Below are 24,074 nucleotides of genomic sequence, written 5' to 3'. Positions count from 1 at the left end.
GATGCGGGTCGCGATCGTCGGGGCCGGCCTGGGCGGGCTGTCGGCTGCCTGCCACCTCGCGGGCGCCGGCCACCAGGTGACGGTCCTCGAACGGGGCGACACCCCCGGGGGGCGAGCCGGTCGCCTGATCATCGATGGCTACCAGTTCGACACCGGACCGACGGTGCTCACCATGCCCGAGCTCGCCGACGAGTGCTTCGACGCCGTCGGGCTGAGCCGCCCCGACTTCGTGTCCTTCCGGAGGGTCGATCCCATGTACCTGGCCTCATTCGCCGACGGTACGGTGCTGCATGTGCGCCATGGGCGCGAAGCCATGGCAGCCGAGATCGACGAGGTCTGCGGGCCCCGCGAGGCCGCGGCCTTCCACCGGTTCTGCGACTGGCTGACCGCGCTCCACGATGTCGAGCTTCCGCACTTCATCGACCGGAACTACGACTCGGTGCTGGACCTGGCTCGGCCGCTGCGGGCCGGCGTGCAGTTGGCCCGCCTGGGCGGCTTCCGCCGCCTCGCCAGCAAGCTGGAGCAGTTCTTCGGCGACGAGCGCCTGCACCGGGTCTTCGGCTTCCAGTCCATGTACGCGGGGCTCGCGCCTTACGAGGCCCTGGCGCTCTACGGCGTCATCACCTACATGGACACCGTGGCCGGGGTCTACGTGCCCGAAGGCGGCATGCACGCGCTCCCCGCCGCCCTCGCCGCCGCCGCCGAGAAGGCCGGCGTGACCTTCCACTACCGCACCGGGGTCGAGCGCATCCTGCTGGCGCACGGCAGCAGCGGTCCGGTGCGCGGCGTGCGCCTCGACGACGGCGAGATCCTCCGGGTCGACGCGGTGGTCTGCAACGCCGACCTACCCGTCGCCTACCGCACCCTGCTGCCGGGCCTCGCCCCTCCCCGGGTCACCCGCAGGGGCACCTATTCGCCCTCGTGCGTCGTGTGGCACGTGGGCGTGCGCGGCGAGCTCCCGGTCGGCGCCGCCCACCACAACATCCACTTCGGCCGGCAGTGGGCCGGTGCGTTCCGGGCCCTGCTCGAAGACGGGACCCGGATGCCCGACCCGTCGATGTTGGTGACCATCCCCACCCGCGACGACCCCGCGATGGCCCCACCGGAACGTCACACTCTCTATGTGCTTGAGCCGGTTCCCAACCTCGACGGGCGCATCGACTGGCTCCGTGAGCGATCACGGGTGCGGGACGGCCTCTACGAGCGGCTCGCGACGCTGGGCTACCCCACCGACGTGGAGGTCGAGGCACTGGTCGACCCGCTCGACTGGGAGCGGCAGGGCCTCGAGCGGGGCACGCCGTTCGCGCTCTCGCACGCCTTCTTCCAGACCGGCCCGTTCCGGCCCCCGAACGTCGACCGGCGAGCGCCGGGCCTGGTCTTCAGCGGCTCCGGGACGGTGCCCGGGGTGGGCGTGCCGATGGTGTTGCTGTCGGGCAAGCTGGCTGCCCGGCGGGTGTCGGCCCTCGAAGCGTCGGGGCGCCGATGATCACCCTCGAGCAGTCCTACGCCGTGTGCCGGGACCTGAACCGCCGGCACGGCACCACCTACTACTGGGCCGGTTTCGTGCTGCCCGCGGTCAAGCGCCACCACGTGTGGGCGCTGTACGCCTTCTGCCGGTTCGCGGACGAGATCGTGGACGCGCCCGGCTGGCGTTCGGTCGATGACCGGCGAGCCGCCCTCGACCGGCTCGCCGAACACTTCTTCGCCGATCTGGCCGCCGGCCGCTCTGAGCACCCCGTCCTCAAGGCGGTGGTGCACACCGTGCACGCGTTCGACATCGACGCCGACCTCTTCCGCCGCTTCCTGCGCTCGATGGCCATGGACCTGACCGTCGAGCGGTACGAGACGTACGCCGACCTACAGGACTACATGGACGGCTCGGCGTCGGTCATCGGTGAGATGATGCTCCCACTGCTCGAGCCGTCGGGCACCGCGGCCGTCCGCCCCGCCCGCGCGCTGGGCGAGGCGTTCCAGCTCACCAACTTCCTCCGGGACGTGGGCGAGGACCTCGACCGGGGTCGGGTCTATCTCCCCCAGGAGGATCTGCGGGCCTTCGGCGCGGACCCGGCCCGGCGGCGGGTCGACCCGGCGTGGGTGGCGCTCATGCGCTTCGAGATCGAACGGGCCCGCGCCCTCTACGCCGAGGCGGAGCGGGGCATCGCGTTCCTGCCGCCCTCGTCGGCGCGCTGCATCGCCACCGCCAGCACGCTCTACGGGGGAATCCTCCGCGAGATCGAGCGCAATGGCTACGACGTATTCAGCATGCGGGCTCGGGTCCCGGCGGCCCGCAAGGCGGTAGCGGTGGCTCGGGCGTTGCTCGTCTCGCGGTGGCCCACCACGGCGGTGGTCAGCACAGAGCCCGTTGGCGGACCCACTCCGAGGTGAAGCCGGTCAGCACCGGAGGGGATCGGCGCAGATCGGCCGGCGTGCGGGAACCGGTCAACAACATCGCCAGCCGCAACTCATCCAGCAGCTGCTCGAGTCGCGCCACCAGCTCCTCGGTGCCGCGCACCGCCGCTCTGATCGCCACCCGGCCCACGCCGACCACCACCGCGCCGATCGCCAACGCTTTAGCCGCGTCGAGACCGGTCCGGACCCCGCCGGTGGCCACCACCGGCAGGCCGGTGCCACGGACCTCGAACACCGATGCCGCGGTCGGCAGCCCCCAATCGGCGAAGACCCGGCCTAGCTCCGCTCGGCGGTCATCTCCGGCTCGCGCTGCTCGGGCACCCTCGATCCGGGCGAAGCTGGTGCCACCCGCGCCCCCGACGTCCAAGGCGGCCACGCCGGCGGCAGCGAGAAGGCCGGCCGACTCTCGCGTCATCCCCGCACCGGTCTCCTTCACCAGCACCGGCACGGGCGACCAGTCCACGACGGCGGCGATCGCCCGGGCGAGCGAGTCAGTGCGGCGATCGCCCTCGGGCTGGAGCAGCTCCTGCACGACGTTGAGGTGAACGGTGAGCACGTCGGCGCGCACCATCTCGATGACCCGTAGGATCTCGTCCCGCCCGAGCGCCGGCGACCCGGGTTGATCGACCAGCTGGCATGCCCCGATGTTGGCGAAGACCGGCGCCGTTGCCGCCCGGGCCCGCACCGCGGTGTAGGTGGGGACAAGTTCGGTCGCGAGCAGCGCGGCCCGCTGACTGCCCACGCCCACCGCCAACCCGAGATGTTCCGCGGCCTCGCCCAGCACCGCGTTGACCCGCGAGGCATCGGGATACCCGCCCGTCATCGGTGCGAGCACCACCGGCGCCGCCAGGCGGTGCCCCAAGAGGGTGGTCGAGAGATCGATCTCGTCGAGCGACAGCTCGGGTAGCGAAGCCGGCACGAGATGCACGTCGTCCCAACCCGGGTCCAGGGCCGACTGCGAGCCGGAGCTCAGTGCCAGCGCCAGGTGGTGAGCCTTGCGGGCTTCGACGACTCGAGCGGTCGGACTGGGGTTGGTGGTGCCCATCGCAGCTCCTCATGGGGGCCTGATTTAGCGCTAAACTGTATCGGGTGTCTGCACGAATGAGACCTGGGTGAGCGAACCGCCCATCACCCTCGAAGAGGCCGCCCGCCGGCTCGGCGTCCACTACATGACGGCCTACCGCTACGTGCGCACCGGCCGGCTGCCGGCCAGCAAGGCCGACGGGATCTGGCTGGTCGACCCCAGCGACGTGCGCCGGCTGGGCCGACCGCGAGAAGCGCCGAGCGGTCGCGCCTCCCGCCGGCGCGACTACCCCCGGCGGCTCGCGGGCCGCCTAGTGGTCGCGGACGAACCAGGCGCGTGGATCGTGCTGCAGGACGCGCTGGCCGCGGGGATGCCCGCCGAGGAGCTGTATCTCGACCTCATCGCCCCCGCGCTCGCGGCCATCGGAGATGACTGGGCCGCGGGAACGATCAGCGTCGCCCAGGAGCACCAGGCCTCCGCGGTCGTGCTCCGGCTCATCGGCCGGCTCGGCCCCCTGTTCCGTCGCCGGGGCCGCACCCGGGGCACGGTGGTGCTGGGCGCACCGCCCGGCGACCACCACGGCATCCCCTCCGCCCTGGTCGCCGACCTGCTCCGCTCCCGGGGCTTCTCGGTGATCGACCTCGGTGCGGACACACCCGCGGAGTCCTTCACCGATGCCGCCGAACACGCCGAGCGGCTGGTGGCCGTGGGCATCGCGGCGACGCGCACCGGCAACGACGACGGGATCCGCTCCGCGGTCGCCGCGGTGCGCGATCAGGGCTTGGCGCCGATCGTCCTCGGTGGGGCCGCCGTACCTACGCCCGCCCGGGCACGCCAGCTGGGAGCGGACCACCACAGCGCGTCGGCGCCCGAGGCGGTCGAGCTGTTCGACCAGCTCGCCCAGCAGCGGAACCGGCCGGGTCGTGACCAGCCGGCGTGAGCGGACCTCAGGACGACCCGGCGGCCACCGTCCTCACCGCCGCCTCCCAGGCAGCACGAGCCTGGCCGAGCAGCACCCAGGGGTCCTCGTCGCCGACGGGACGGATCTCGAAGGTCACCGGACCCTGGTACCGCCCGGCGATGGCTCGGGCGCACCCCGCGAGCGTGGCCGCATCTACCGCTGAACCGGGGCAACCGAAGGCAGGGTGACGGTCACCCAGGCGAGCGGCGGCATCGGGTGCACCAGGGTCGACCACACAGTTCGAGACGTGGAGCAGCCCCAGCAGGCCCACCGCACCGGCCAGCTCGCGCGGGCCCTCACCGTTCTCGCGGAGGTGTGCCGTGTCGAGCGCGACCCATACGTTCGTGGCCCCCTGGTCCCGAGCCCGAGCCACCACCTCGACCACCTCGTCCACCGGCCCGAGCAAGGCCCCCTTGTACGCGCCCGGCACCGCCGCCGGTGAGGGTTGGCGATCGAAGGCCATCACGACCACGTCGAGCGCCGTCTCCCCCGCCAGCTCCACCAGTGAGCGCACCAGGGCATCACGGTGCCGGGCCCGCAGATCGTCACCCCCGGCCGGCGGCCGGGCGCGGGCCGGCGAGCCGGGCGCCTCGCCGGCCAGCAGCGGGTCCCGGCCCGACATCACCCCCACCCGCCGGGCGGCGAGCTGCTCGGCTTCACGCAGGCAGACCCGGAGGCGCTCGACGGCCCGCCGGCGCTCGCGCTCCTCGGGGTGCGACAGGTCGAACGGGTGCAGACGCTCCACGTTCAGCAACTGGGTCACGTACGCCCCGAAGGTGACGTCGAGCCCGGCGACGGCCTCGGCCACCCGCGCCCGCAACGCTCGCCCGTGCATGCGGGCCAACTCGACCGCGCCGAACCCTTCGCCGGGCAACCGGGCCAGATGGGGCACCAGGTAGTCGGCGGCGACCGCGCCACGGAGGGTCGACCCGTCGTTGCCCGGGCCGCAGAACAGCTGCGGGACCATCACCCCCAGCGGGTTGCCGGCCGGCGCCGGTGCCTCGCTCATCCGGTGGCCTCGGGGCGCACCGGCGTCAGCGGGGGGCGGCCGGCGAGCACCCTGACGATGTTCTCGCAGCACAGCTTGACCATCGCCGCCCGGGCCTGGGTGGTCGCCGAGCCGATGTGCGGGGCGAGCACCACGTTCGGCAGATCCCGCAGGCCTGCCGCCAGCGCCGGCTCGTGCTCGAACACGTCGAGACCGGCAGCAGCGATCGTCCCGTCCCGCAGCGCCCGCACCAGGGCATCTTCGTCGACCAGCGCCCCTCGGGCGGTGTTCACGAGCACGGCCGTGGGCTTCATGGAACCGAGCGCGGCCTCGTCGATGAGGTGACGAGTGGTCTCGCCCAGGGGGGCGTGCAGCGAGACCACGTCGCTGGTGCGCAGCAGCTCCCCGAGCGTCACGTACCGGGCCCCTGTCTCGGCCTCCGCCGCCTCGTGGCGCCGCCGGCTGGTGTAGCAGACGTCCATGTCGAATCCCCGGGCCCGGCGGGCCACCGCGGTGCCGATCCGCCCCAGCCCGACGATGCCCAGGGTGGCGCCGTGGACCGGGGCCCCGAGCAGCTGGGTGGGGCTCCAGCCGGTCCAGCTCCCGGTGCGCACCAGTCGATCGCCCTCGCCGACCCGCCGAGCCGCCGCGAGCAGCAGCGCCCAGGCGAGATCCGCGGTGGCCTCGGTGAGGACGTCGGGGGTGTTGGTGACCACGATCCCCCGTCGCGCGGCCTCGGCCACGTCGACGTTGTCGAACCCCACCGCGAAGTTGGCGACGATCGACAGCGACGGCGCGGCATCGAAGACCTCCGCGTCGACCCGGTCGGTGAGCATGCACAGCAGGGCGTCCACGTCGCGCACCCCAACCAGCAGCTCGCCACGGTCCAGGGGGGCGTCGGAGGGTGACTCCCGGACCTCCACCCCTGCGTCGCGCAACGCCGCGGTGCCCGGCGGCGGTAAGCGACGGGTGACGAGCACCGTGGGCACCCTGTGAGTCTGGCCATCTCGCCGCTCAGCCGGCGAACTCGACCGGGGCCCCGAAGGCCGCTCGCCGGGTCGCCCGCCGAAGCGCGCCGAGCAGCGGCCGACCGGCGACCACCAGGAAGGTGGCGGTAAACACCGCCCGGGGGATGTCGAAGCCCAGCGAGGTGGCCAGGTGGAAGGCCCAGAACCGCCTGAGGTTCTCGGCCAGCGGGGCACCCGGCACGAACGAGATGGCGGTGTCGCCACCGGCGACGAAGGGCCAGAACCACAGGTTGAGCAGCAGCCCGTACGCCAGCGAGGCCACGGCGGCGTACCCGGCGAGGAGCGCGATCTCCGCCCGGCCTCTGGCGGGGGGCAGGCAACCGGCGAAGAACCCGATCCAGGCCGCGCCGAACATCTGGAACGGCAGCCACGGCCCCACGCCTCCCGTGAGCAGAGCGGAAGCGAACAGCGTGAAGGCCCCGAGGACGAAGCCCAGTCCCCGGCCCAGTACCCGCCCGGCGGGCACGAGGAGGAAGAACACCGGCTCGAATCCGGCGGCGCCGCCGCCCGGGAACCGCAGCGCGGCCCCGCACGCCGCCAACACCCCGAGCAGGGCCACAGCCTTGGCGTCGATCAGGCCCTCCGCCAGTTCGCTCACCACCACGGCGATCAGGAGCGGCACGAGCAGTACAAAGATCCACGGGGCATCGCCGGCATGGGCCAGGTTCTCCGTTCCCCGGGGCGTGGCCAGCAGCGGCCAGCAGAACGCCACCAGCCCCAGCGCGGACGTGGCGAGCAGCAGGATCCACGCCCGCGGCCGGAGCCGCACCACCGCCGCCGGCCGACGGCTCGCCGGGGAGCGCCCCGCGCTCACGGCCTGCTCCCCGCCGCGGCCAAGGCCGCGTTGACCTCGTCCACGGTCAGCCAGGACGCCGGGGCGAGCACCTTGGCGACCTGGGGGGCGAACACCGGCGAGTGCACCACCACCTCCCGAGCCGGGCCATCCGCGACGACCTCGCCGGCCGCGAGGACCACCACCCGGTCCGCGACCTGCGCCGCGACCTCCACGTCATGAGTGGCGAGCACCACCGAGCGCCCACCAGCGGCGAGCTCGCGCAGCACCCCCACCAGCCGGTGCTTCGCCGCGTAGTCGAGCCCCCGGGTCGGTTCGTCGAGCAGCACCAGCGCGGGCTGCGCTGCCAGCACCACCGCCATCGCCACCGCCAGCCGCTGACCCTCGGACAGGTCGCGAGGGTGAGCCGCGGGGTCGATGCCCGGCAGGAGCCGCTCGAGCAACCGGGCGGTCGTGCCGCCGGCCAGCCGCAGGTCCCGATCCGCGGTGCGGCACTCGGCGGCCACGGAGTCGTGGAACAGCAGCAGACCGGGGTCCTGCGGTACCAGGCCGGCGAGACGCAGCACCTGCACGCCGGGGAGCCGGTGGGGTGCCTGACCACCGATCCGCACCTGCCCGCCGAGCGGGGCCCGCAAGCCGGCCAGGTGGGCCAGCAGGGTGGACTTGCCGGCGCCGTTGCGGCCCATGAGCGCGACCACCTCCCCCCGGCGCAGGTCGAGGTCGACGCCGCGCAGGGCCGGCAGCGCCCCGTAGGCCGCGACCAGACCGGCAACGGTGGCGACGGTGTCACCCACGACGACTCTCGGTGCGGGCGGGGGGAGCGCCGCGAGACGATCCCGCACCGGCGCGGCCAACCGGCGGGCGTCGCGCACCGACAGGGGTAGCGGATCCCAGCGGCACCGCCTCCCCAACTCGACCACCGGCGGGGCCACGGCGCTGGCCCGCATGACCTCGGCCGGCTCGCCCACCTGCGGGGGACACCCCGGGCCGGGGAGGTACACGACGCGGTCCGCGAACTGCACCACCCGCTCCAGGCGGTGCTCGGCGACGAGGACCGTGAGGCCGAGGTCGTGCACCAACCGGGACAGCGCGGCGAGCACGTCCTCCGCCGCGGCCGGGTCGAGCGACGAGGTGGGCTCGTCGAGCACCAGCACCCGCGGCGCCGCGGTGAGCACCGCGGCGATCGCCACCCGCTGCTGCTGCCCGCCGGACAGCTCGGTGAGGGGGCGATGACGGAGGTCCTCGAGGCCGAGCAGGTCGAGGGTCTCCTCCACCCGCCTGCGCATCGCCGCCGGCGGGACCCCGAGGTTCTCGAGGGCGTAGGCCAACTCGTCCTCGACCACGTCGGTGACGAAGCCGGCGGCCGGGTCCTGCCCCACCAGGCCGACCACGTCCGCGAGCTCCCGGGGTGGGTAGGCGTCGGTGCGCCGTCCGGCGACGGACACCGTGCCGGACAGCGTGCCGCCGGTGAAGCGCGGGACCAGCCCGTTGACCGCCCGCAGCAGGGTGCTCTTGCCCGACCCGGTCCCTCCCACCACCAGGCACAGCTCGCCCTCGGGCACGGTCAGCTGGACGTCCTGCAGCACGGGCGTAGTGGCGCCGGCGTAGGTGAACGACACGTGCTCGAAGCGGATCATGCCACCGCCTCCTCGGGGTGCGCGCCGAGGGGCGCCGGCTCGCCGGTGCTCCGGGACGGTCGCCGGATCTCCCCGGTGACCTGCGCCGGCGCCGGGGGTGCGAGATGGGCCGGGGCGAGGGCCCCGAGCACGCCCAGGGCCGGGATCAGGGGGAGGGTCGGCACCTCCAGGGGCTGCACGGACGGGTGCAGGGCGGTGCCGTGGCGGGCGGCGATGACCACCGTGACCAGCGCCGCGGCCCCGCTGGCGGCCGTGACCCACTCCGGCCGGCTCCACGGGTCCGGCCGATAGCGGGTGCGGACGCTGCGCTTCCCCGCGGTGACCAGGGCGCCGACCAGGGCCAGCGAACCGAACGCCAGGACCGGCAGCCCCAACCCCGACGGCGCGGAACCGTCGAGCAGTCCGTAGGTGCCGATCGCCACCGCCACCAGGCCTCCCAGGGTGAGTGCGGCGGAGGCGACCCGCGCCCGCGGCGGGACCGACGCCCGGCGGCCGTAGCCACGCCCGTCCATCGACGCAGCCAAGGCGATGGCGCGGTCGAGCGCGCCTTCGAGGACCGGCAGGGCGATGCCACGCCAGGACCGCCAGCCCCGGGACGGCCGGCCGCGCAGGCGCTGCGCCTCCCGCACCCGGCCGGCCGAGATGACGGCTTGGGGGGCGAAGGCCAGCGCGACGGTGAGCGCCACCCCGACCTCGTAGAGCGCCGCAGGCAGGCAGCGCAGGAGGCGGTAGGGGCTGGTGAGCGAGGAGGCGGCACCGAAGCACATCAGGAGCACCGCGAGCTGCAGGCCCTGCTGGAAGGCGAGCACCAGGGCCTCGGCGGTCACAGGGCCGCCGAGGCTGACCCCCGCAGCCCACCCGGGCAGCTCGACCTCGGGGAGGGTGAACAGCGTGGTGCCCGGCACCCGGTTCCCGAACAGGGCCCCGAACACCACCCGGATGACGATGACGATCACCCCGAGGCGCAGGAAGCTGCCGAAGGAGCGGGCCCAGGGTGCGCCGGTGCGGCGGGCGGCCACGGTGTAGGCCACGACGCTGGCGACCAGCCCCAGCAGCAAGGGGTTGGTGGTGCGCAGCGCGGCCGCGGCGAGCATCCCGGCCCACGCCCACCACGCCAGCGGGTGCAGCGGGCGGGGGACGCGGCTGGTGAGCCACCAGACGGGCCGGCGCACGACCGGCGGACCGGCTGGAGCGGGCGTCGGGGCGCGGCGGATCACGAGCCGCTGCTCCGCCGGAACCGCACGAGCGCGGCCGCGCCCACCATCACCACGACCGCCAGCCCCGCGACCGCTCCGGCGGGGACGCCGCCTTCGCCCGGCTCCACGCCGGCTGCCAGCTCACCGATCGGCGGTGCCGCCTCGCCGGTGCTCGCCGGCGGGCCCGTGGGGCTCGACGGGCCGGGGTCGGCGCCTCGCCCCTCCCCGCCTTCGGTGAGTGCGCTGGGCGGCGCCTCGGGCCCACCACCGGCGCCTGCTCCCGGGACCGCCGGGTGGTCCGCGCTCGGTCCGGTCGGGGCCGGACCGGTCCGGGGGGTCTGGGAGCCTGCCGCCCCGCTCCCTGCCGGCACGGTCGGGTCGGTCGCCGGTGGGCGGGGGAAGAGCGCGGCCCGGTCCGGGGACAGCCGGGGCGGCGGTGCCTGGGCTTCGGTGGCACGCACGAACCGCCAGCCCTCGATGTCCCCGTCCCGCAGTCGGCGGGTGAACGGGTTGCCGCTGCCGTACACCCAGTGCCCGTCGTTGCCCGACCAGTAGGACCAGTAGCGCACGGCCCCCGAACCCTGCGCGCACTCCGGTGCCTCGGGGTACCCGTCGAGGGCGCACAGCAGCCCGCTGGGCGCGTAGCGGGGTGGCGGGAGACCGAGCAGCGCGGCGCGCTCGCGCAGCAGGTCCGCGCCCCTGGAGCCGTCCGCGACCGTGAGGCACCGGACCGAGATGGTGCCCTGGGAGTCCGGTTCCGTGCCGTGGTCGACCACCACCGCCACCCTGATGTGGCCCGCGGGCGCCGATCCGCCGCAGAGCTCCGCCGCCCCCACGGGATCGCCGACCCCGAGGGCGGCCAGCACGGCGGCCAGGGCCATGAGTGCCCTCACCACCGCGCGCCGAGTGGAGCCCGAGCGCCTCGACGGTGGGCGGATCATCTGCACCCTTGCCTCCTCCGGGTGGAAGAGCCCGGAGGAGCCGGTCACCGGCTGATCCGAGCCCCATCTCCCGCAAACCTCGACGGTGTCCGATGGAGCGTTCGCTCTCGCAGGCATTCCGGCTTGCCGGGCAGCGAGCGTGCCCGGCCCACGGTTGCGGGTCAGCGCCGGACTTCGACCGGCTTCCCCTGCGAGGGCGCGTACCGGGTCGAGAACACCACAGGTGTGGCGGGCCCGTCAACCGCCGCCCCTCGGCTCCCTCCTCCAGCGCCACCACCTCGATGCCCATCGATGACGCCAGCCGACACAGCCCGTCCTCCTCGGCTCGACCACCGCCCGATCGGGGATTCACGATCAGCACGGGGGTGCCCCTGGCCTGGGCGCCGCGGGCCGCGAGCACGGTGCCGGCCGGGGGCGGCCGCACCCACAGCGCCGACCGGGTGAGCGCCGCACCGGCGCCGGCCAGCACGATGGTGACCGGCGCCTGCCAGCTCACCTCACGGGGTGGTGCGAGCCCGTCACCGCCGGGCAGCCTACGGGCACCGCGCGACACTGGCGTCGATGGGCCAGCACGACCCGGTGGAGCCGGTGCGGATCCTCTTCGTGTGCCTCGGCAACATCTGCCGCTCGCCCACGGCCGAGGCGGTGATGCGCCACCACGTCAACCGGGCGGGGCTCGACGACCGCATCGAGGTCGACTCGGCGGGCATCGGCGGATGGCACGTCGGTGAGCCGGCCGACGAGCGCGCCCGGGCCGAGGCCCGCCGCCGAGGCATCGAGATCACGGGCCGGGCCCGTCAGTTCCACCCTGGCGACTTCGAGTGGTTCGACCTCGTCCTGGCCATGGACCGCCAGAACCTCACCGAGCTCCACGACCGGGCACCGACCGTGGCCCACCGGTCCAAGGCCAGGCTCCTCCGGGAGTTCGACCCGCACGCCGACGGCGACCTCGAGGTGCCCGACCCCTACTACGGCGGCACCCGCGGGTTCGCCACCACGTTCGACCAGATCGACGCCGCCTGCCGGGGGCTGCTCGGGCACCTGCGCGCCGAGCGCCTGACGAGATGAGGGTGTCCGGGCAGGGCTGGCTCGCCGCCGAGGTCGGGCGGGCCCTTCGGTCGCGGGTGACCGCGGTCGAGCGGGTCACCGGCGGCGACATCAACGATGCCCACCGGATGGTGCTGGCGAGCGGGGAGGTGGTGTTCGTCAAGACCGACCGGGGCGGGCCCGCGGGCAGCTTCGCCGCGGAGGCCGCCGGGCTCGACTGGCTGCGGGAGACCCGCACCGTGCGGGTGCCCGAGGTGCGGGCGCTGCGCGACGGCGAGACCACCCTGGGCCGGAGGTTCCTGGCCCTCGAATGGATCGAGACCGCTCGTCGCTCGCCGGCGAGCGACGAGGAGCTCGGTCGTCGACTCGCCGGACTGCACCGGTCCGGTGCGCCCGGCTTCGGGTACGTCCACGACAACGTGATCGGCTCGCTGCCGCAGCCGAACGCGCCGCTGCCGACCTGGCCCGAGTTCTACGCGCATCGCCGCCTGCTCCCGCTCGCCCGGCGAGCCGTCGCCGCCGGTCGGCTGCCCTCCGAGTCTCTCGCGAGCTTCGACCGCCTGGTCACCAGGCTCCCGTCGCTGGCGGGGCCCGAGGAACCTCCCGCCCGGCTGCACGGCGACCTCTGGGCCGGCAACGCCCTGGCGGACCACACAGGCCGGCCGTGGCTGGTGGACCCGGCCGTCTACGGCGGCCACCGGGAGATGGACCTGGCGATGATGCGGCTCTTCGGCGGCTTCGACGATCGCTGCTTCGCCGCCTACCAGGAGGTCCACCCGCTGGCCGGAGGATGGCCCGAGCGGGTGGCGCTGTGGCAGCTGTACCCGCTGCTGGTGCACACCATCCTCTTCGGTGGCGGCTACGGCGCCTCCGTGCTGGCGACCCTCCGTCGCTACGTCTGAGGGCGCTCAGCTGAGCTGGAGATCGAGGGCGACGGGCAGGGCGCGATCCCGCCAGTCGTCGAGCAACCCCTCGTAGCGGGGCTGGTACTTGGTGTAGAGCAGCTCCCGAGCCATCGCCGCCTCCTCGCGATCGCCGGGCGCGTCGAGCACTCGGCCCGTGGCGGTGAGCTCCTGGTCGCCGATGCGGATCCTCGCCCGCGGGTCCGCCTCGAGGTTGCGCACCCAGTCGGTCGACCGCCCCGCCCCGGCCAGCAGGTACACGGTGGAACCGTCGCGCACGTACCACATCTCGACCCGGTGGTCGCGGCCGGTCTGCCTCCCGGTCGTGGTGAGGTAGCAGTAGTCGTCGTCCACCACGGGTCCGTGTCTACCCGCCTCGGGAGAGCAGGTCCTCATTTCTGACGGTCCGTCACGGACCGCTAGCGTCGACGGCCATGAAGCTCGGCCTGATGTGGGGCTACTGGGGTCAGCTCCCACCCCCCGACGTGATCGCCACCACCCAGGAGGCCGAGCGCCTCGGCTACGACTCGGTGTGGACCGCCGAGGCGTGGGGATCCGACGCGTTCACCCCGCTGGCGTGGATCGCGGGGCACACCTCGACGATCAAGCTCGGCACCAGCGTCGTGCAGATCGCCGCCCGCACCCCGACCGCCACCGCCATGGCGGCACTCACCCTCGACCACATCTCCGGTGGGCGGATGATGCTGGGGCTCGGCGTCTCGGGGCCTCAGGTCGTGGAGGGCTGGTACGGGAGACCGGCGGACAAGCCGCTGGCCCGCACCCGCGAGTACGTCGAGATCATCCGCCGGGTGCTGCGACGGGATGAGCCCCTCGACTTCCAGGGCGAGTTCTACCAGCATCCCTACCACGGGCCGGGCAGCACCGGGCTCGGCAAGCCACTCAAGTCGATCACCCATCCGCTGCGCCGTGACCTGCCGATCTACCTGGGAGCCGAGGGGCCGAAGAACGTGGCCATGGCCGCGGAGATCGCCGACGGGTGGCTGCCCCTGTACTACTCGCCGTTCCACCCGGAGGTGTACGCCGAGTCCCTCGCCGGCGCTCCCCCGGACTTCGACATCGTCGCCGGCGTCCAGGTCAACATCGGCGATGACCTCGAGGCCGCCCTGGCGCCGGTGAAGATGATGCTCGGGTTCTACATCGGCGGCATGGGGGCGAAGGGCCAGAACTACCACACCAAGCTGATGAGCCGCTTCGGCTTCGAGAAGGAGGCGGTCCAGATCCAGGAGGCCTTCTTCGAGGGCCGCCGTGACGAAGCGATCGCCCTGGTGCCCGCCGAGTTCGCCGACGCCATCTCGCTGTGCGGCCCGCCCGAGCGCATCCGCGACCGGCTCCAGGCCTGGGAGGAGAGCCCCGTGTCGACCCTGCTCGTCTACTCCCCCGGCATCGAGGGGTTGCGCACCGTCGCCGAGCTGGTGTTGTCCTGAGCGGCGGCGGGACGCCGGCTGGGAGCGCCGCTCGCGCCGGCTGGATCGTTCCCTCGCCGCGTACTCGCTACTAGGGTCCCGCGGCGGTGCGTGTCCTGTTGCGCCGCAGCGCCGAACCCGCGAGCGCGTCCCACACGTCGCTGCTGCACCCGGCCCGGCTGGTGGTGCTGTCATACGCCGCGGCCGCGCTGGTGGGCGCCGTGCTGCTGTGGTTGCCGTTCGCCACGGTGTCCGGTGAGGCGCCGCCGCTCGCCGACGCACTGTTCACCGCCGTGTCGGCCATCAGCGTCACCGGCCTGATCGTGGTCGAGGCCGACGGGTACTGGAGCGTGTTCGGCCAGGTGGTGATCCTCCTGCTCATCCAGATCGGAGGCTTCGGCATCACGACGATGGCGTCGCTGCTCGGGGTGGTGGTCTTCCGCCGGCTGGGCCTGCGCAGCCGGCTCAGCACGCAGGTGGAGCTCAACGAAGCGGGATTCGGGGGCATCCGCCACCTCATCGGGCGGATCGCGCTGTTCTATGCCGTGGTGGAGGGCATCGGCTTCGTGGCCCTCAGCACCGCGGTGTGGCTCACCACCCGTTCCTCGATCGGTGAGTCGCTGTGGTTCGGGCTGTTCCACTGCGTCTCGGCGTTCAACAACGCGGGGTTCTCCACATCGAACGACAACCTGATCGGCTTCGCCGGCAACCCGGCGGTGCTACTGATCGTGGCAGCGCTGGTGGTCGTCGGGGGCATCGGCTTCCCCGTGGTGCTCGACGTCGCCCGGCGAGGGGCGTCATGGCGGTGGTGGTCGCTGCACACCCGCCTCACGCTCTCCGCCACGGCGGCACTGCTGATCGCGGGCGCAGTGGCGATCGGCTTCTTCGAGTGGACCAACCGCGACACGTTCGGCGCGATGCCGGCGCCCGACCGGCTCGTCAACACCGTGTTCGCCTCCATCACCCCCCGCACCGCCGGGTTCAACACGGTCGACTACGCGCTGGTCCGCGAGCCGACCTCGCTGGTGACCCAGGCCCTCATGCTCATCGGTGGGGGGAGCGGCTCGACCGCCGGGGGCATCAAGGTCAGCACGTTCGCGCTGCTGGGCTTCGTGATCTGGTCCGAGGTGCGCGGCGAGCGCGACGTGGCGGTGTTCGGGCGCCGCGTCGACGAACGCGCGCAACGCCAGGCGGTGACCATCGCCCTGCTCGGGGTCGGCCTGGCGATGGCCGGCACTGTGGCGCTGGCCAGTGTCGGTGACCTGCCCGCCGACGCGGCCTCGTTCGAGACCCTGTCCGCGCTGAACACCGTGGGCCTGAGCACCGGGGTCACCCCCCAGCTACCCCTCGGGGGCAAGCTGGTGCTCACCGCGCTCATGTTGCTCGGCCGTCTCGGACCGGTCACGGTCGGCACCGCGCTGGTACTCCGCAGCCGCGAGACGCTCTACCGCTACCCGGAAGGGAGGCCCCTCCTTGGCTGAACGGGCTCGCCGCCGCGTCGTGCGCCACGACGAGGAGATGCTCGTGATCGGGCTCGGCCGTTTCGGCGGTCACCTCGCCCTGGAGCTCGTCGCCCTCGGCCACGAGGTGCTCGGCGTGGACGTCGACACCGACACCGTTCAGCAGTTCGCGCCCCTCCTGACCAAGGTCATCGCGGCCGATGCGACCCGACCCGAGGTGCTGCGCCAGATCGGCGCCACCGAGTTCAACCACGTGGTGGTCGGGATCGGCGACGTCGAAGCCAGCATCCTCACCACCGCGGAGCTGGTCGCGCTCGGCGTGCGGGACGTGTGGGCCAAAGCGGTGACGGACTCCCACAAGCGGATCCTCGAGAAGGTGGGCGCGTCGCACGTGGTCCTGCCCGAGCACGAGATGGGCCGACGCATCGCCCACCAGGTCACCGGCAAGATCGTGGACTACATCGAGCTCGGTGAGGGCTTCGCCCTGGTCGAGACCCGGGTGCCGAGGGAGCTGTGGGGCCGCACCCTCGGCGAGTCGCAGGTCCGCGCCCGCTACGGGGTGACCGTGGTGTTCGTCAAGCCCCGCGGCGAGCGCTTCACCTATGCCAACCCGGACTCGGTGCTGGACCAGGACTGCTTGGTGCTGGTCGCGGGCGACGTCGCGGCGGTGGAAGGGTTCGCCGAGCTGACCTGAGCTGACCCGGGCCCTCCACCGCACCTGACAGACCGTCAGACATCTGCCAAGGTGGAGGCATGCCCGACCATCCGACCCATCCCGACATCGACCTGGTGGACGGCGAGTTCTATGCGTCGGATCCTCAGGAGCTGTACGCCTGGATGCGCACCAACGCGCCGGTGTACTTCGACGAGCGCAACGGGGTGTGGGGGATCGCCAAGTACCACGACCTGAAGGCCGTCGCCCGCGACCCGGCGACGTTCTCGAACGCGGGCGGCATCCGCCCCAACTTCGATCCCCTGCCGATGATGATCGACATGGACGACCCCGATCACCTGCGGCGCCGGAAGCTGGTCAACCGGGGCTTCACCCCACGCCAGGTGCGCGATCTGGAGCCGAAGATCCGCCGGGTGTGCGACGAGATCATCGACTCGGTGTGCGAGCGCGGGGAGTGCGACCTGGTCATGGACATCGCCGCTCCACTGCCGATGATCATGATCGGCGACGCGCTCGGCGTCGCGCCCGAGGACCGAGCCGACCTGCTGCGATGGTCCGACGAGATGGTCTCCGCCCAGAGCAACCAGGCCAGCGAGGAGCTCATGGCGAAGGCCGCGGAAGCGTTCGCCAACTACACCGCCTACGCCACGAAGGTCATCGCGGACCGCCGGTCACGCCCGCCCGACACCGATCTCATGAGCATCCTGGTGCACGCCGAGGTCGACGGCGATCGCCTGGCGGACGACGAGCTGGTCCAGGAATCGCTGCTGATCCTCGTCGGCGGCGACGAGACCACCCGCCACGTGGTGAGCGGCGGCATGGAACAGCTCATCCGCCACCCCGACCAGCGGCAGAAGCTGATCGAGGACCCGTCCCTGCTCGGGTCCGCGGTCGAGGAGATGCTGCGCTGGGTCACGCCGATCAAGAACATGGCCCGCACGGTCACCCGCGACGTCGACCTACGGGGCCAGCGACTCCGGGCCGGCCAGAAGGTGCTGTTGCTGTACCACTCCGCCAACCGCGACGAGGACGTCTTCGAGGACCCCCAGACCTTCGACATCGAGCGATCCCCGAACGAGCACGTGGCGTTCGGGTTCGGTACCCACTTCTGTCTCGGAGCCAGCCTCGCCCGGCTCGAGGTGAAGGTGATGACCGAGCGCCTGCTCGCCCGGCTGCCCGATCTGGAGCTTGCGGGTCCGACCCCGCTGCGGCCGGCGAACTTCATCAGCGGGTTCGAATCCATGCCGGTCCGGTTCACACCCACCGCCCCGGTGGGCGCAGCCGCCTAGCACGACGGGGCCGGGCCCCGGCGCGCGGCGTCCGGTCAGCCGGTGGTGCCGCTCGTGACGTTGCAGGCGTCGAGCGACTCGGCGATGGCCTGCGCGAGCAGCTCGTGGGTCTCGTCGGTGGGGTGGATACCGTCGAGGGTGGGCTCGAACCCCTCCGCGCTCAGCCGTCGCAGGATGGCGTCGAAGTCGACCATGCGGACCCGCGGGTCGCTCACGCTGAGCTCGCGGATGTGCTCGTTGAGGGCCTTGGCGGCGCGCGCCGGTTCGCCGCCGTGGAGGTCCGGCGGGCGCTCGTTGATGGTCACCAGGTGGATGCACGTGGCGTCGGGGAATAGACCGACCATCTCGGTGAGCGCGGCCGCGGACTCCGCCGGCGGCCACCCCTGGTCGGCGTCGTTCGTGCCCAGGTTGATGACCACCTGGGAAAAGGGACGGGTCGACCACCGCTGCGCGGAGGGGAGTTGCTGGTCGATCCGGAAGCTCGCCTTCCCGTCGATCGACAGGTCGTAGGCGGCGCCGAGCTCGGCCCGCAGGGCTCGCTGACCCCGATCGGTGATGGAGTCCCCGAGGATCAGGACCCTGGGCCGGTCGTCACGGTGGTCGTCGATCACCCCTGTGAGGTAGGCGATGCGGATGGCGAGGACCACCAACACCACCAGACCGATCCCCACACCCAGGATGGTGGGGAGTCGGACCTCACCGCCGTCGCCGAGGAGACGGCCGCGACGATCTCGGGATGCCGCCACCCGCCACCGGTTCGTCACGTTCCACGTTCCTCCGACCACATCGCGCTGCCGACCATAGCGGGCGTCAAATGCCCGGCCCGGTCATGGACCGAACGGCCCACGGTGGCCCACTGTCGCCGTCCCCGGTCCGACGTCCCACCCCGGCGGACCGGTCCCCCGCGCCGCGGCGAGCCGGCGCCCTCACCGGCGGGCCCGGCCGGGGCGGTACGATCGCTCGACCGTGGATGCCGCAGCCCCCGCCCAGCCCGGCCGCAGGCCCCGCTGGCGGAGCCGCATCGCCGTCGCCGCTGGCCGGGCGGTGGCCGACGCGTCCCGGCTCAGCGGGCTCGGATCGGGCAGCGTCATCGGTGGGCGGGTCTCGCTCCTGCTCGACCGGCACCTCCTCGCCCACCTCACCGCCAGGGTGGGTCGCGAGGTCGCGCTGGTGAGCGCCACGAACGGCAAGACCACCACCACCCGGCTGCTCTCGGCCGCACTGGCCGCGGATCGACCCGTCGTGTCCAACACGCTCGGCGCCAACATGCCCCCCGGTCACGTCGCCGCGCTGGGGCGGGCCCGGCTCGACGCCACCGCGGTGCTCGAGGTCGACGAGCGGTGGCTCGGCGTCGTGCTGGCCGAGACCCGGGCAGGCACCGTGGTGCTGTTGAACCTGAGTCGCGACCAGCTCGACCGTTCCTTCGAGGTGCGCCAGATCGCGCAGCGATGGCGTGGCGCGCTGGCCGCCGACCCGCCCCGGCAGGTGGTGGCCAACGCGGACGACCCGCTCGTGGTGTGGGCAGCCATGGGGACCGACGCCACCGATCCGGATGCTCCCGGTGTGCACCCGGGTCGTGGATGGCGGACCATCTGGGTCGGCACCGGCGACACCTGGCGAGGGGATGCCACCGGTTGCCCCGCCTGTGGTGGTCGTCTCTCGTTCGAGGGCGGCGGGTGGAGCTGCCTCGGGTGCGACCTGGCTCGACCCGAGCCCGACCTGTGGCTCGACGGTGATGCGGTCGCCCACCGGGACGGGAGGCGCACCGCGCTCGAGCTGCGCCTCCCGGGCCGGGTGAACCGGGCCAACGCGGCCTTGGCCCTGGCCGCTGCCGAGGCGATGGGTGCCACCCCCGAGGCGGCTGCGGCCGCGATGGCGGACGTCGACGACGTGGCGGGCCGCTACCGCACCGTGACCGTCGACGGTTGCCGGGCGAGGCTCCTGCTGGCCAAGAACCCGGCAGGCTGGCGCGAAGCGCTCGACATGCTGGCTCCCCCACCGCAGCCGGTGGTCGTGGCCATCAACGCTCGGGTCGCCGACGGCCACGACCCCTCCTGGCTGTGGGACGTGCCCTTCGAGCGGCTCCGGGGCCGGCGGGTGGTGGCGACGGGCGAGCGCCGCCACGACCTGGCGGTGCGGTTGCGCTACGCGGCGGTAGATCACGTGGTCGCCGACACTCTCGCCGCGGCGGTGCAGGCCGCGGGCAGCCCCGCGGTGGACGTCGCCGCGAACTACACCGCGTTCCAGGACGCGCTGGAGACGCTCCGCTGATGGGGACGGGGACCGGTGGCGACTCGGCGGTGCGCCTGGTGCAGCTCTACCCCGACCTGCTCGGCACCTACGGCGATGGTGGCAACGCCACCGTCCTGGCCAAGCGGTTGGCGTGGCGCGGCATCCCCCACGAGCTGGTGACCGTCGAGAGCGGCGCGCCGATCCCGGAGCAGGGTGACCTCTATCTGCTCGGTGGGGGCGAGGACGGCCCCCAGGTCGAGGCGGCTCGGGAGCTGGCCGAGCAGGGGGCGCTCCATCGGGCGGTCGAGCGGGGGGCGGTGGTCTTCGCGGTCTGCGCCGGCATGCAGATCCTGGGCCACCAGTTCCCCGACGCTGTCGGGCAGCCACGGCCGGGGCTGGCGCTGCTCGACGTGCAGACCGTGCGCCTGCAGCGCCCCCGCGCCGTCGGGGAGCTGCTCGTGCAGCCGGATCCGTGCTGGGGGCTGCCCGAGCTCACCGGGTTCGAGAACCACGGGGGGCGCACCCGGCTCGGTCCCGCGGCCCGGCCTCTCGGGCGGGTGGAGGTGGGGGAAGGGAACGGCTGGGGTGAGGAGGGCGCGGTCAGCGGGCGGGTGGTCGGCACCTACCTCCACGGGCCGGCGCTGGCGCGCAACCCGGCTCTCGCGGACCTGCTGCTCGGCTGGGTGGCCGGGGAACTGGCTCCGCTGGACGACCGTGAGGTCGAGATGCTGCGCGAGGAGCGGATCCGGGCGGCCCGCCAGGGGGAGCTCCAACCCCGCCGATCCTGGAAGGACCTGATCCGGCGGGGCTGAGTCCAGCGGGAACGGTCAGCGGAAACTGGCGAAGGCGGGCGGTGCGGGATGGTGGTCGGGTGCCACCAACCCCCGGCGGCGGAGCTCGGGGATGACGCCCTCGCCGAACCAGTAGGCCTCCTCGAGGTGCGGGTACCCGGAGAGGATGAACTCGTCGAAGCCCAGCCGGTGGTACTCCTCGATGCGGTCGGCCACCTCGGTGTGGCTGCCGACCAGGGCCGTGCCCGCTCCGCCCCGGACCAGCCCGACCCCCGCCCACACGTTGGGGTACACCTCGAGCTGATCGGTCCGGCCCCCGTGCAGCGAGGCCATGCGCTGCTGGCCCACCGACTGGGTGGCGGCGTAATCGGCCTGGGCTGCAGCCACCGCTGCGGGGTCGATGCCGGCGAGGAGGCGCTCGGCCTCCGCCCAGGCGTCCCCGGCGCGCTCGCGGGCGATGACGTGGAAGCGGATGCCGAACCGCACCGACCGACCCTCCGCGGCGGTCGACGCCCGGACCCGATCCAGCCGCTCGGCCACCATCGCGGGCGGCTCGCCCCAGGCCAGGTACACGTCCGCGTGGCGGGCCGCGACGGCTTCTGCCGCCGGCGAGGCGCCGCCGAAGTAGATGGCCGGGAGGGGGTCGGGAACGGCACGGCTGGTCGCGCCTCGCACCCGGTAGTAGCGGCCCTCGAAGTCGAACGGCTCCCCGGACCACGCCCCCCGCAGCACGGTGAGGAACTCGTCGGTTCGCTCGTACCGCTGGTCGTGGTCGAGCCAGTCGCCGAACCGACCGAGCTCAGAGGTGTCCGCGCCGGTGACGATGTTGAGCAGGAGGCGACCACCGGACATGCGCTGGTAGCTCGACGCCATCTGCGCCGCCAGCGTGGGCGACAGCAGCCCGGGCCGGAACGCCACCAGGAAGCGCAGGGTCTCGGTGTCGGCGAGCAGCGACGCGGTGGTGACCCAGGCGTCCTCGCACATGGTGCCGGCCGGTGTCAGCACCCCGGTGAATCCGAGACGTTCGGCCGCCCGGGCGACCTGTGCCAGGTAGTCGTGGTCGGGCTGGCGGCGGTGGGCGGCCTCGCCGGTGGGCATCAGCTCCCGGCTGTCACCGCCCGTGGGGAGGAACCAGTGGAGGGTGATCGGCGACACGGCGCCATCTTGGCAGCCGCGCGCACCCTCGGTTTGCGCTCGACCGGCCCGGCCCGACCCGACGCCGGGGCCGGGTCAACGGCTGCCCGCGGGCGAGCACGCCGGCTCGACGCCGGCGAGGGCGAGGAGCACCGCCAGCTGGCGGGCCGCCACGCCCTCGTCGAGGGGGGCCAGGTACGCGGCCCGCACGTCGGCGAGGACGCCCGCCAGAGGCGTGCCAGCCACCTCGGGATCGAGGGGCTCGAGGATCGATCGGTTCTCCGTCATGATCCCTCCGAGGGCGCTCCGAGGCGTGCGGCCCCTCCCACATGGCCGCTCACGGCGGGCCCGACCAACCCGTCCTGGCCACGATGCCACAAGCTGGACGATTTGGAAAGGCCCCTTTTCACCTCTTCGACTCCCGAACGTTCATCTCTCCAACTGCCGAACTGGCATGTCAAACGCGTGCCAGGGCACGCGTTTGACATGCCAGTTCGTATGGGAGCCGAGTCGGTGTGGGAGCGAGTCGTGCGGGACCCGGGTTGGTGCGGGACGTAGCCTGAGTCCGTGACCGATCAACGAGGCGGGCAGGCTCGGGGCCGAGCCCACGCCCCGCGGCCACCACGGGAGCGGCTCCACCGCGGTCTCACCCTGAGCGAGCGGCGGGCCCAGCGGCGCCAGGCCCTGCTCGACAGCGCCCTCGAGCTGTTCGGCACCAAGGGCTACGCCGCCACCTCGATCGAGGAGCTCTGCCGGACCTCGTTCGTCAGCACCCGCTACTTCTACGAGGAGTTCCAGAACCGCGAGGACCTCCTCGCCTCCCTCTACGAGGACCTCCTGGCTCGGGCCTGGGAGGAGGTCCTGGCAGCCGAGGTGGAGCCGGGGCCCGACTACCTCCGCCGCGACACCCGCGCCCGGGTGGGGGCCTTCGTCCACGCGCTCCTCGACGATCCCCGCGCGGCGCGGATCGTGTGCCTCGAAGCCGTGGGCGTCAGCCCCGCGCTCGAAGCTCGCCGGCGCTCCGCTCATCTGCGGTACGCCGAAGCGCTGGCCAACTTCTTCCTCGACTACTTCCCCGAGGGCACCGACCCCGGGCACGACTTCGAGCTCGTGGCCCTCGGCATGGTTGGCGCCATCAACGAGATCATCATCGACTGGATGGAGCGCGACGAGCCCGGATCGCTCGACCAGCTCATCGACGTGGTCTGCGAGCTGTTCCTGGTGCTCGGGACGTCGAGGTGGGGCAACCCCGAACGCTGGGGCACACGACCCGCACGCTGACCCTCGCGGGCGACCGTCCCGCCGCCGTCCGTCACGCCAGCGGTGCGTCAGTGCCGGGATCGATGACCGGGCCGCCACTGCGCACCACCACCGGGGTGCCGCGGGGGATCAGGGGGAACAACCAGTCCTGATCCGCGTAGCTGGTGCGCACGCAGCCGTGGCTGGCCGGGTAACCGGGCACGCTGGTCGAGCCGTGCACCGCGAACCCTCCCTTGAAGTACATGGGGCGGTACAGGATGCCGAGCGGGGCGTGCTCCGCGGCGTCGATCTTGCGCTCGACGGCGAACTCCCCCACCGGTGTCGCGGCCACCGCGGTGTACCCCGCCGGGTGGCGGTAGGCCTGGTTGTTGCCGCTGGAGATGTTGAGCGCCGTGACGCTGTCGTCGAGCAGCACGAACATGATCTGGCGGTCGAGATCGATCTCCAGCCGGGGCGCCGGGCCCCACGGCAGCGGGCCCGGGCCCCGGAGCGGGGCGAAGACCGCGCCCATCGTCTCGGGCCCGGCGATGCCGTCCCGGCCGAGCCCCTCGTGCTTCTGGTACGCCATCACCGCGGACGACGTCTCCGCCGTGTAGGTGCCGTCCACCGGGCCAGGCCGGAACCCCAGCTCCGCCAGTCGCTGCTCGAGCGCGAGCACCTCCGGCCCCGCCGACCCCGGGCGGTAGGTGGGCGGGGGTGGCGTGGTGGTGGGGGGCAGGGTGGTCGTGGTCGGGGGCGCGGTGGTGGTCGTCTCGACGGGCAGCGAAGTCCCAGCCTGATCGGGGCCGGAAGGAACAGCCTCGTCCCGGTCGCGGGCCGAGCAGGCCCCGAGCACCAGTGCCAGCGCCGTGACGATGGCCATGAGGCCCAGTCCTGGGATGGCAC

Annotated in this window: 24 protein-coding genes; 12 read left to right on the top strand and 12 right to left on the bottom strand. The window is 73.3% G+C overall.

Going from position 1 to position 24,074, the window contains the following annotated elements; translation table 11 throughout:
* Position 1: 1 nt before the first annotated feature.
* Together HZF19_RS00655 and HZF19_RS00650 are read left to right on the top strand one after the other, a co-directional pair.
* A complete protein-coding gene (locus HZF19_RS00655) occupies positions 2 to 1,486 on the top strand; it encodes a phytoene desaturase family protein (protein WP_208026790.1) in 1,485 nt (494 codons plus the stop codon).
* Positions 1,483 to 2,385: a phytoene/squalene synthase family protein gene (locus HZF19_RS00650; RefSeq protein ID WP_208026789.1), complete on the top strand. Its 903-nt coding sequence runs from the start codon at positions 1,483 to 1,485 to the stop codon at positions 2,383 to 2,385. The genes HZF19_RS00655 and HZF19_RS00650 overlap by 4 nt, the downstream gene beginning before the upstream one ends.
* On the opposite strand, the gene fni is transcribed toward HZF19_RS00650, so the two are convergent.
* Positions 2,348 to 3,454, bottom strand: a complete 1,107-nt coding sequence (gene fni, locus HZF19_RS00645) for a type 2 isopentenyl-diphosphate Delta-isomerase (protein ID WP_208026788.1) — start codon at positions 3,452 to 3,454, stop codon at positions 2,348 to 2,350. The two genes, HZF19_RS00650 and fni, sit on opposite strands and share 38 nt — an antisense overlap.
* Positions 3,455 to 3,521: 67 nt before the next feature.
* On the opposite strand from fni, the gene HZF19_RS00640 reads away from it, so the two are divergent.
* The gene (locus HZF19_RS00640; RefSeq protein WP_208026787.1) at positions 3,522 to 4,373 is read left to right on the top strand and encodes a B12-binding domain-containing protein; all 852 of its coding nucleotides are present in this window, start codon (positions 3,522 to 3,524) and stop codon (positions 4,371 to 4,373) included.
* Between the two features lie 7 nt (positions 4,374 to 4,380).
* Here the strand turns inward: HZF19_RS00640 and HZF19_RS00635 are convergent, their stop codons facing one another.
* Genes HZF19_RS00635 through HZF19_RS00610 form a run of 6 tightly spaced genes read right to left on the bottom strand, consistent with a single transcriptional unit; the run spans position 4,381 to position 11,025 of the window.
* The gene (locus tag HZF19_RS00635) at positions 4,381 to 5,403 is read right to left on the bottom strand and encodes a TIM barrel protein (protein ID WP_208026786.1); all 1,023 of its coding nucleotides are present in this window, start codon (positions 5,401 to 5,403) and stop codon (positions 4,381 to 4,383) included.
* Positions 5,400 to 6,371, bottom strand: a complete 972-nt coding sequence (locus HZF19_RS17015; RefSeq protein WP_208026785.1) for a 2-hydroxyacid dehydrogenase — start codon at positions 6,369 to 6,371, stop codon at positions 5,400 to 5,402. Before HZF19_RS17015 ends, HZF19_RS00635 begins: the two co-directional genes overlap by 4 nt.
* A gap of 25 nt (positions 6,372 to 6,396) precedes the next feature.
* The gene (locus HZF19_RS17010) at positions 6,397 to 7,224 is read right to left on the bottom strand and encodes an ECF transporter S component (RefSeq protein ID WP_235979054.1); all 828 of its coding nucleotides are present in this window, start codon (positions 7,222 to 7,224) and stop codon (positions 6,397 to 6,399) included.
* On the bottom strand, positions 7,221 to 8,840 hold the full coding sequence (locus tag HZF19_RS00620) for an ABC transporter ATP-binding protein (protein ID WP_208026784.1): 1,620 nt from the start codon (positions 8,838 to 8,840) through the stop codon (positions 7,221 to 7,223). The genes HZF19_RS17010 and HZF19_RS00620 overlap by 4 nt, the downstream gene beginning before the upstream one ends.
* Positions 8,837 to 10,012: an energy-coupling factor transporter transmembrane component T gene (locus tag HZF19_RS00615; RefSeq protein WP_208026783.1), complete on the bottom strand. Its 1,176-nt coding sequence runs from the start codon at positions 10,010 to 10,012 to the stop codon at positions 8,837 to 8,839. Before HZF19_RS00615 ends, HZF19_RS00620 begins: the two co-directional genes overlap by 4 nt.
* A 41-nt stretch (positions 10,013 to 10,053) precedes the next feature.
* Positions 10,054 to 11,025, bottom strand: coding sequence for an SCO2322-related protein (locus HZF19_RS00610; protein WP_208026782.1), 972 nt, complete (start codon positions 11,023 to 11,025; stop codon positions 10,054 to 10,056).
* 531 nt (positions 11,026 to 11,556) lie between these two features.
* On the opposite strand from HZF19_RS00610, the gene HZF19_RS00605 reads away from it, so the two are divergent.
* Both HZF19_RS00605 and HZF19_RS00600 read left to right on the top strand, forming a co-directional pair.
* Positions 11,557 to 12,045, top strand: a complete 489-nt coding sequence (locus HZF19_RS00605; protein WP_372443423.1) for a low molecular weight protein-tyrosine-phosphatase — start codon at positions 11,557 to 11,559, stop codon at positions 12,043 to 12,045.
* On the top strand, positions 12,042 to 12,926 hold the full coding sequence (locus HZF19_RS00600; protein WP_208026780.1) for a fructosamine kinase family protein: 885 nt from the start codon (positions 12,042 to 12,044) through the stop codon (positions 12,924 to 12,926). Before HZF19_RS00605 ends, HZF19_RS00600 begins: the two co-directional genes overlap by 4 nt.
* A gap of 6 nt (positions 12,927 to 12,932) precedes the next feature.
* On the opposite strand, the gene HZF19_RS00595 is transcribed toward HZF19_RS00600, so the two are convergent.
* A complete protein-coding gene (locus HZF19_RS00595; protein ID WP_208026779.1) occupies positions 12,933 to 13,280 on the bottom strand; it encodes a nitroreductase family deazaflavin-dependent oxidoreductase in 348 nt (115 codons plus the stop codon).
* An 80-nt stretch (positions 13,281 to 13,360) separates the two neighbouring features.
* Between HZF19_RS00595 and HZF19_RS00590 the strand changes: the two genes are divergently transcribed.
* The 4 genes from HZF19_RS00590 (at position 13,361) to HZF19_RS00575 (ending at position 17,772) form a co-directional block, all read left to right on the top strand.
* Complete coding sequence (locus HZF19_RS00590) at positions 13,361 to 14,371, top strand: LLM class F420-dependent oxidoreductase (RefSeq protein ID WP_208026778.1); 1,011 nt, start codon at positions 13,361 to 13,363, stop codon at positions 14,369 to 14,371.
* An 86-nt stretch (positions 14,372 to 14,457) separates the two neighbouring features.
* Complete coding sequence (locus tag HZF19_RS00585; protein WP_208026777.1) at positions 14,458 to 15,831, top strand: TrkH family potassium uptake protein; 1,374 nt, start codon at positions 14,458 to 14,460, stop codon at positions 15,829 to 15,831.
* A complete protein-coding gene (locus HZF19_RS00580; RefSeq protein ID WP_235979052.1) occupies positions 15,824 to 16,504 on the top strand; it encodes a potassium channel family protein in 681 nt (226 codons plus the stop codon). The genes HZF19_RS00585 and HZF19_RS00580 overlap by 8 nt, the downstream gene beginning before the upstream one ends.
* 59 nt (positions 16,505 to 16,563) lie before the next feature.
* Positions 16,564 to 17,772 carry a cytochrome P450 gene (locus HZF19_RS00575; RefSeq protein ID WP_208026776.1) on the top strand — a complete coding sequence of 403 codons (1,209 nt, stop codon included), beginning with the start codon at positions 16,564 to 16,566 and terminating at the stop codon, positions 17,770 to 17,772.
* A gap of 35 nt (positions 17,773 to 17,807) precedes the next feature.
* On the opposite strand, the gene HZF19_RS00570 is transcribed toward HZF19_RS00575, so the two are convergent.
* Positions 17,808 to 18,536, bottom strand: a complete 729-nt coding sequence (locus HZF19_RS00570; RefSeq protein ID WP_208026775.1) for an SGNH/GDSL hydrolase family protein — start codon at positions 18,534 to 18,536, stop codon at positions 17,808 to 17,810.
* 202 nt (positions 18,537 to 18,738) lie between these two features.
* On the opposite strand from HZF19_RS00570, the gene HZF19_RS00565 reads away from it, so the two are divergent.
* Together HZF19_RS00565 and HZF19_RS00560 are read left to right on the top strand one after the other, a co-directional pair.
* Positions 18,739 to 20,043 carry a Mur ligase family protein gene (locus HZF19_RS00565; protein WP_208026774.1) on the top strand — a complete coding sequence of 435 codons (1,305 nt, stop codon included), beginning with the start codon at positions 18,739 to 18,741 and terminating at the stop codon, positions 20,041 to 20,043.
* Positions 20,043 to 20,816, top strand: a complete 774-nt coding sequence (locus HZF19_RS00560; protein WP_208026773.1) for a type 1 glutamine amidotransferase — start codon at positions 20,043 to 20,045, stop codon at positions 20,814 to 20,816. The genes HZF19_RS00565 and HZF19_RS00560 overlap by 1 nt, the downstream gene beginning before the upstream one ends.
* Positions 20,817 to 20,831: 15 nt before the next feature.
* On the opposite strand, the gene HZF19_RS00555 is transcribed toward HZF19_RS00560, so the two are convergent.
* Complete coding sequence (locus HZF19_RS00555) at positions 20,832 to 21,893, bottom strand: LLM class flavin-dependent oxidoreductase (RefSeq protein WP_235979094.1); 1,062 nt, start codon at positions 21,891 to 21,893, stop codon at positions 20,832 to 20,834.
* A 132-nt stretch (positions 21,894 to 22,025) separates the two neighbouring features.
* Positions 22,026 to 22,217, bottom strand: coding sequence for a hypothetical protein (locus HZF19_RS00550; RefSeq protein WP_208026771.1), 192 nt, complete (start codon positions 22,215 to 22,217; stop codon positions 22,026 to 22,028).
* A 279-nt stretch (positions 22,218 to 22,496) separates the two neighbouring features.
* On the opposite strand from HZF19_RS00550, the gene HZF19_RS00545 reads away from it, so the two are divergent.
* The gene (locus tag HZF19_RS00545) at positions 22,497 to 23,210 is read left to right on the top strand and encodes a TetR/AcrR family transcriptional regulator (protein ID WP_208026770.1); all 714 of its coding nucleotides are present in this window, start codon (positions 22,497 to 22,499) and stop codon (positions 23,208 to 23,210) included.
* 31 nt (positions 23,211 to 23,241) lie between these two features.
* Here the strand turns inward: HZF19_RS00545 and HZF19_RS00540 are convergent, their stop codons facing one another.
* The gene (locus tag HZF19_RS00540) at positions 23,242 to 24,051 is read right to left on the bottom strand and encodes a L,D-transpeptidase family protein (RefSeq protein ID WP_208026769.1); all 810 of its coding nucleotides are present in this window, start codon (positions 24,049 to 24,051) and stop codon (positions 23,242 to 23,244) included.
* Between the last annotated feature and the right edge of the window lie 23 nt (positions 24,052 to 24,074).

It is taken from the genome of Rhabdothermincola sediminis (assembly GCF_014805525.1).
GTDB lineage: Bacteria > Actinomycetota > Acidimicrobiia > Acidimicrobiales > Acidimicrobilacustridaceae > Rhabdothermincola > Rhabdothermincola sediminis.
This window is presented reverse-complemented; position numbering and strand designations above follow the sequence as displayed.

Excerpts from the sequence above, each read along its gene's own strand:
- HZF19_RS00655 (WP_208026790.1), top strand. The coding sequence starts at position 2 with ATGCGGGTCGCGATCGTCGGGGCCGGCCTGGGCGGGCTGTCGGCTGCC.
- HZF19_RS00650 (WP_208026789.1), top strand. The coding sequence starts at position 1,483 with ATGATCACCCTCGAGCAGTCCTACGCCGTGTGCCGGGACCTGAACCGC.
- fni (WP_208026788.1), bottom strand. The coding sequence starts at position 3,454 with ATGGGCACCACCAACCCCAGTCCGACCGCTCGAGTCGTCGAAGCCCGC.
- HZF19_RS00635 (WP_208026786.1), bottom strand. The coding sequence starts at position 5,403 with ATGAGCGAGGCACCGGCGCCGGCCGGCAACCCGCTGGGGGTGATGGTC.
- HZF19_RS00620 (WP_208026784.1), bottom strand. The coding sequence starts at position 8,840 with ATGATCCGCTTCGAGCACGTGTCGTTCACCTACGCCGGCGCCACTACG.
- HZF19_RS00600 (WP_208026780.1), top strand. The coding sequence starts at position 12,042 with ATGAGGGTGTCCGGGCAGGGCTGGCTCGCCGCCGAGGTCGGGCGGGCC.
- HZF19_RS00590 (WP_208026778.1), top strand. The coding sequence starts at position 13,361 with ATGAAGCTCGGCCTGATGTGGGGCTACTGGGGTCAGCTCCCACCCCCC.
- HZF19_RS00575 (WP_208026776.1), top strand. The coding sequence starts at position 16,564 with ATGCCCGACCATCCGACCCATCCCGACATCGACCTGGTGGACGGCGAG.
- HZF19_RS00560 (WP_208026773.1), top strand. The coding sequence starts at position 20,043 with ATGGGGACGGGGACCGGTGGCGACTCGGCGGTGCGCCTGGTGCAGCTC.
- HZF19_RS00555 (WP_235979094.1), bottom strand. The coding sequence starts at position 21,893 with ATGCCCACCGGCGAGGCCGCCCACCGCCGCCAGCCCGACCACGACTAC.
- HZF19_RS00550 (WP_208026771.1), bottom strand. The coding sequence starts at position 22,217 with ATGACGGAGAACCGATCGATCCTCGAGCCCCTCGATCCCGAGGTGGCT.
- HZF19_RS00540 (WP_208026769.1), bottom strand. The coding sequence starts at position 24,051 with ATGGCCATCGTCACGGCGCTGGCACTGGTGCTCGGGGCCTGCTCGGCC.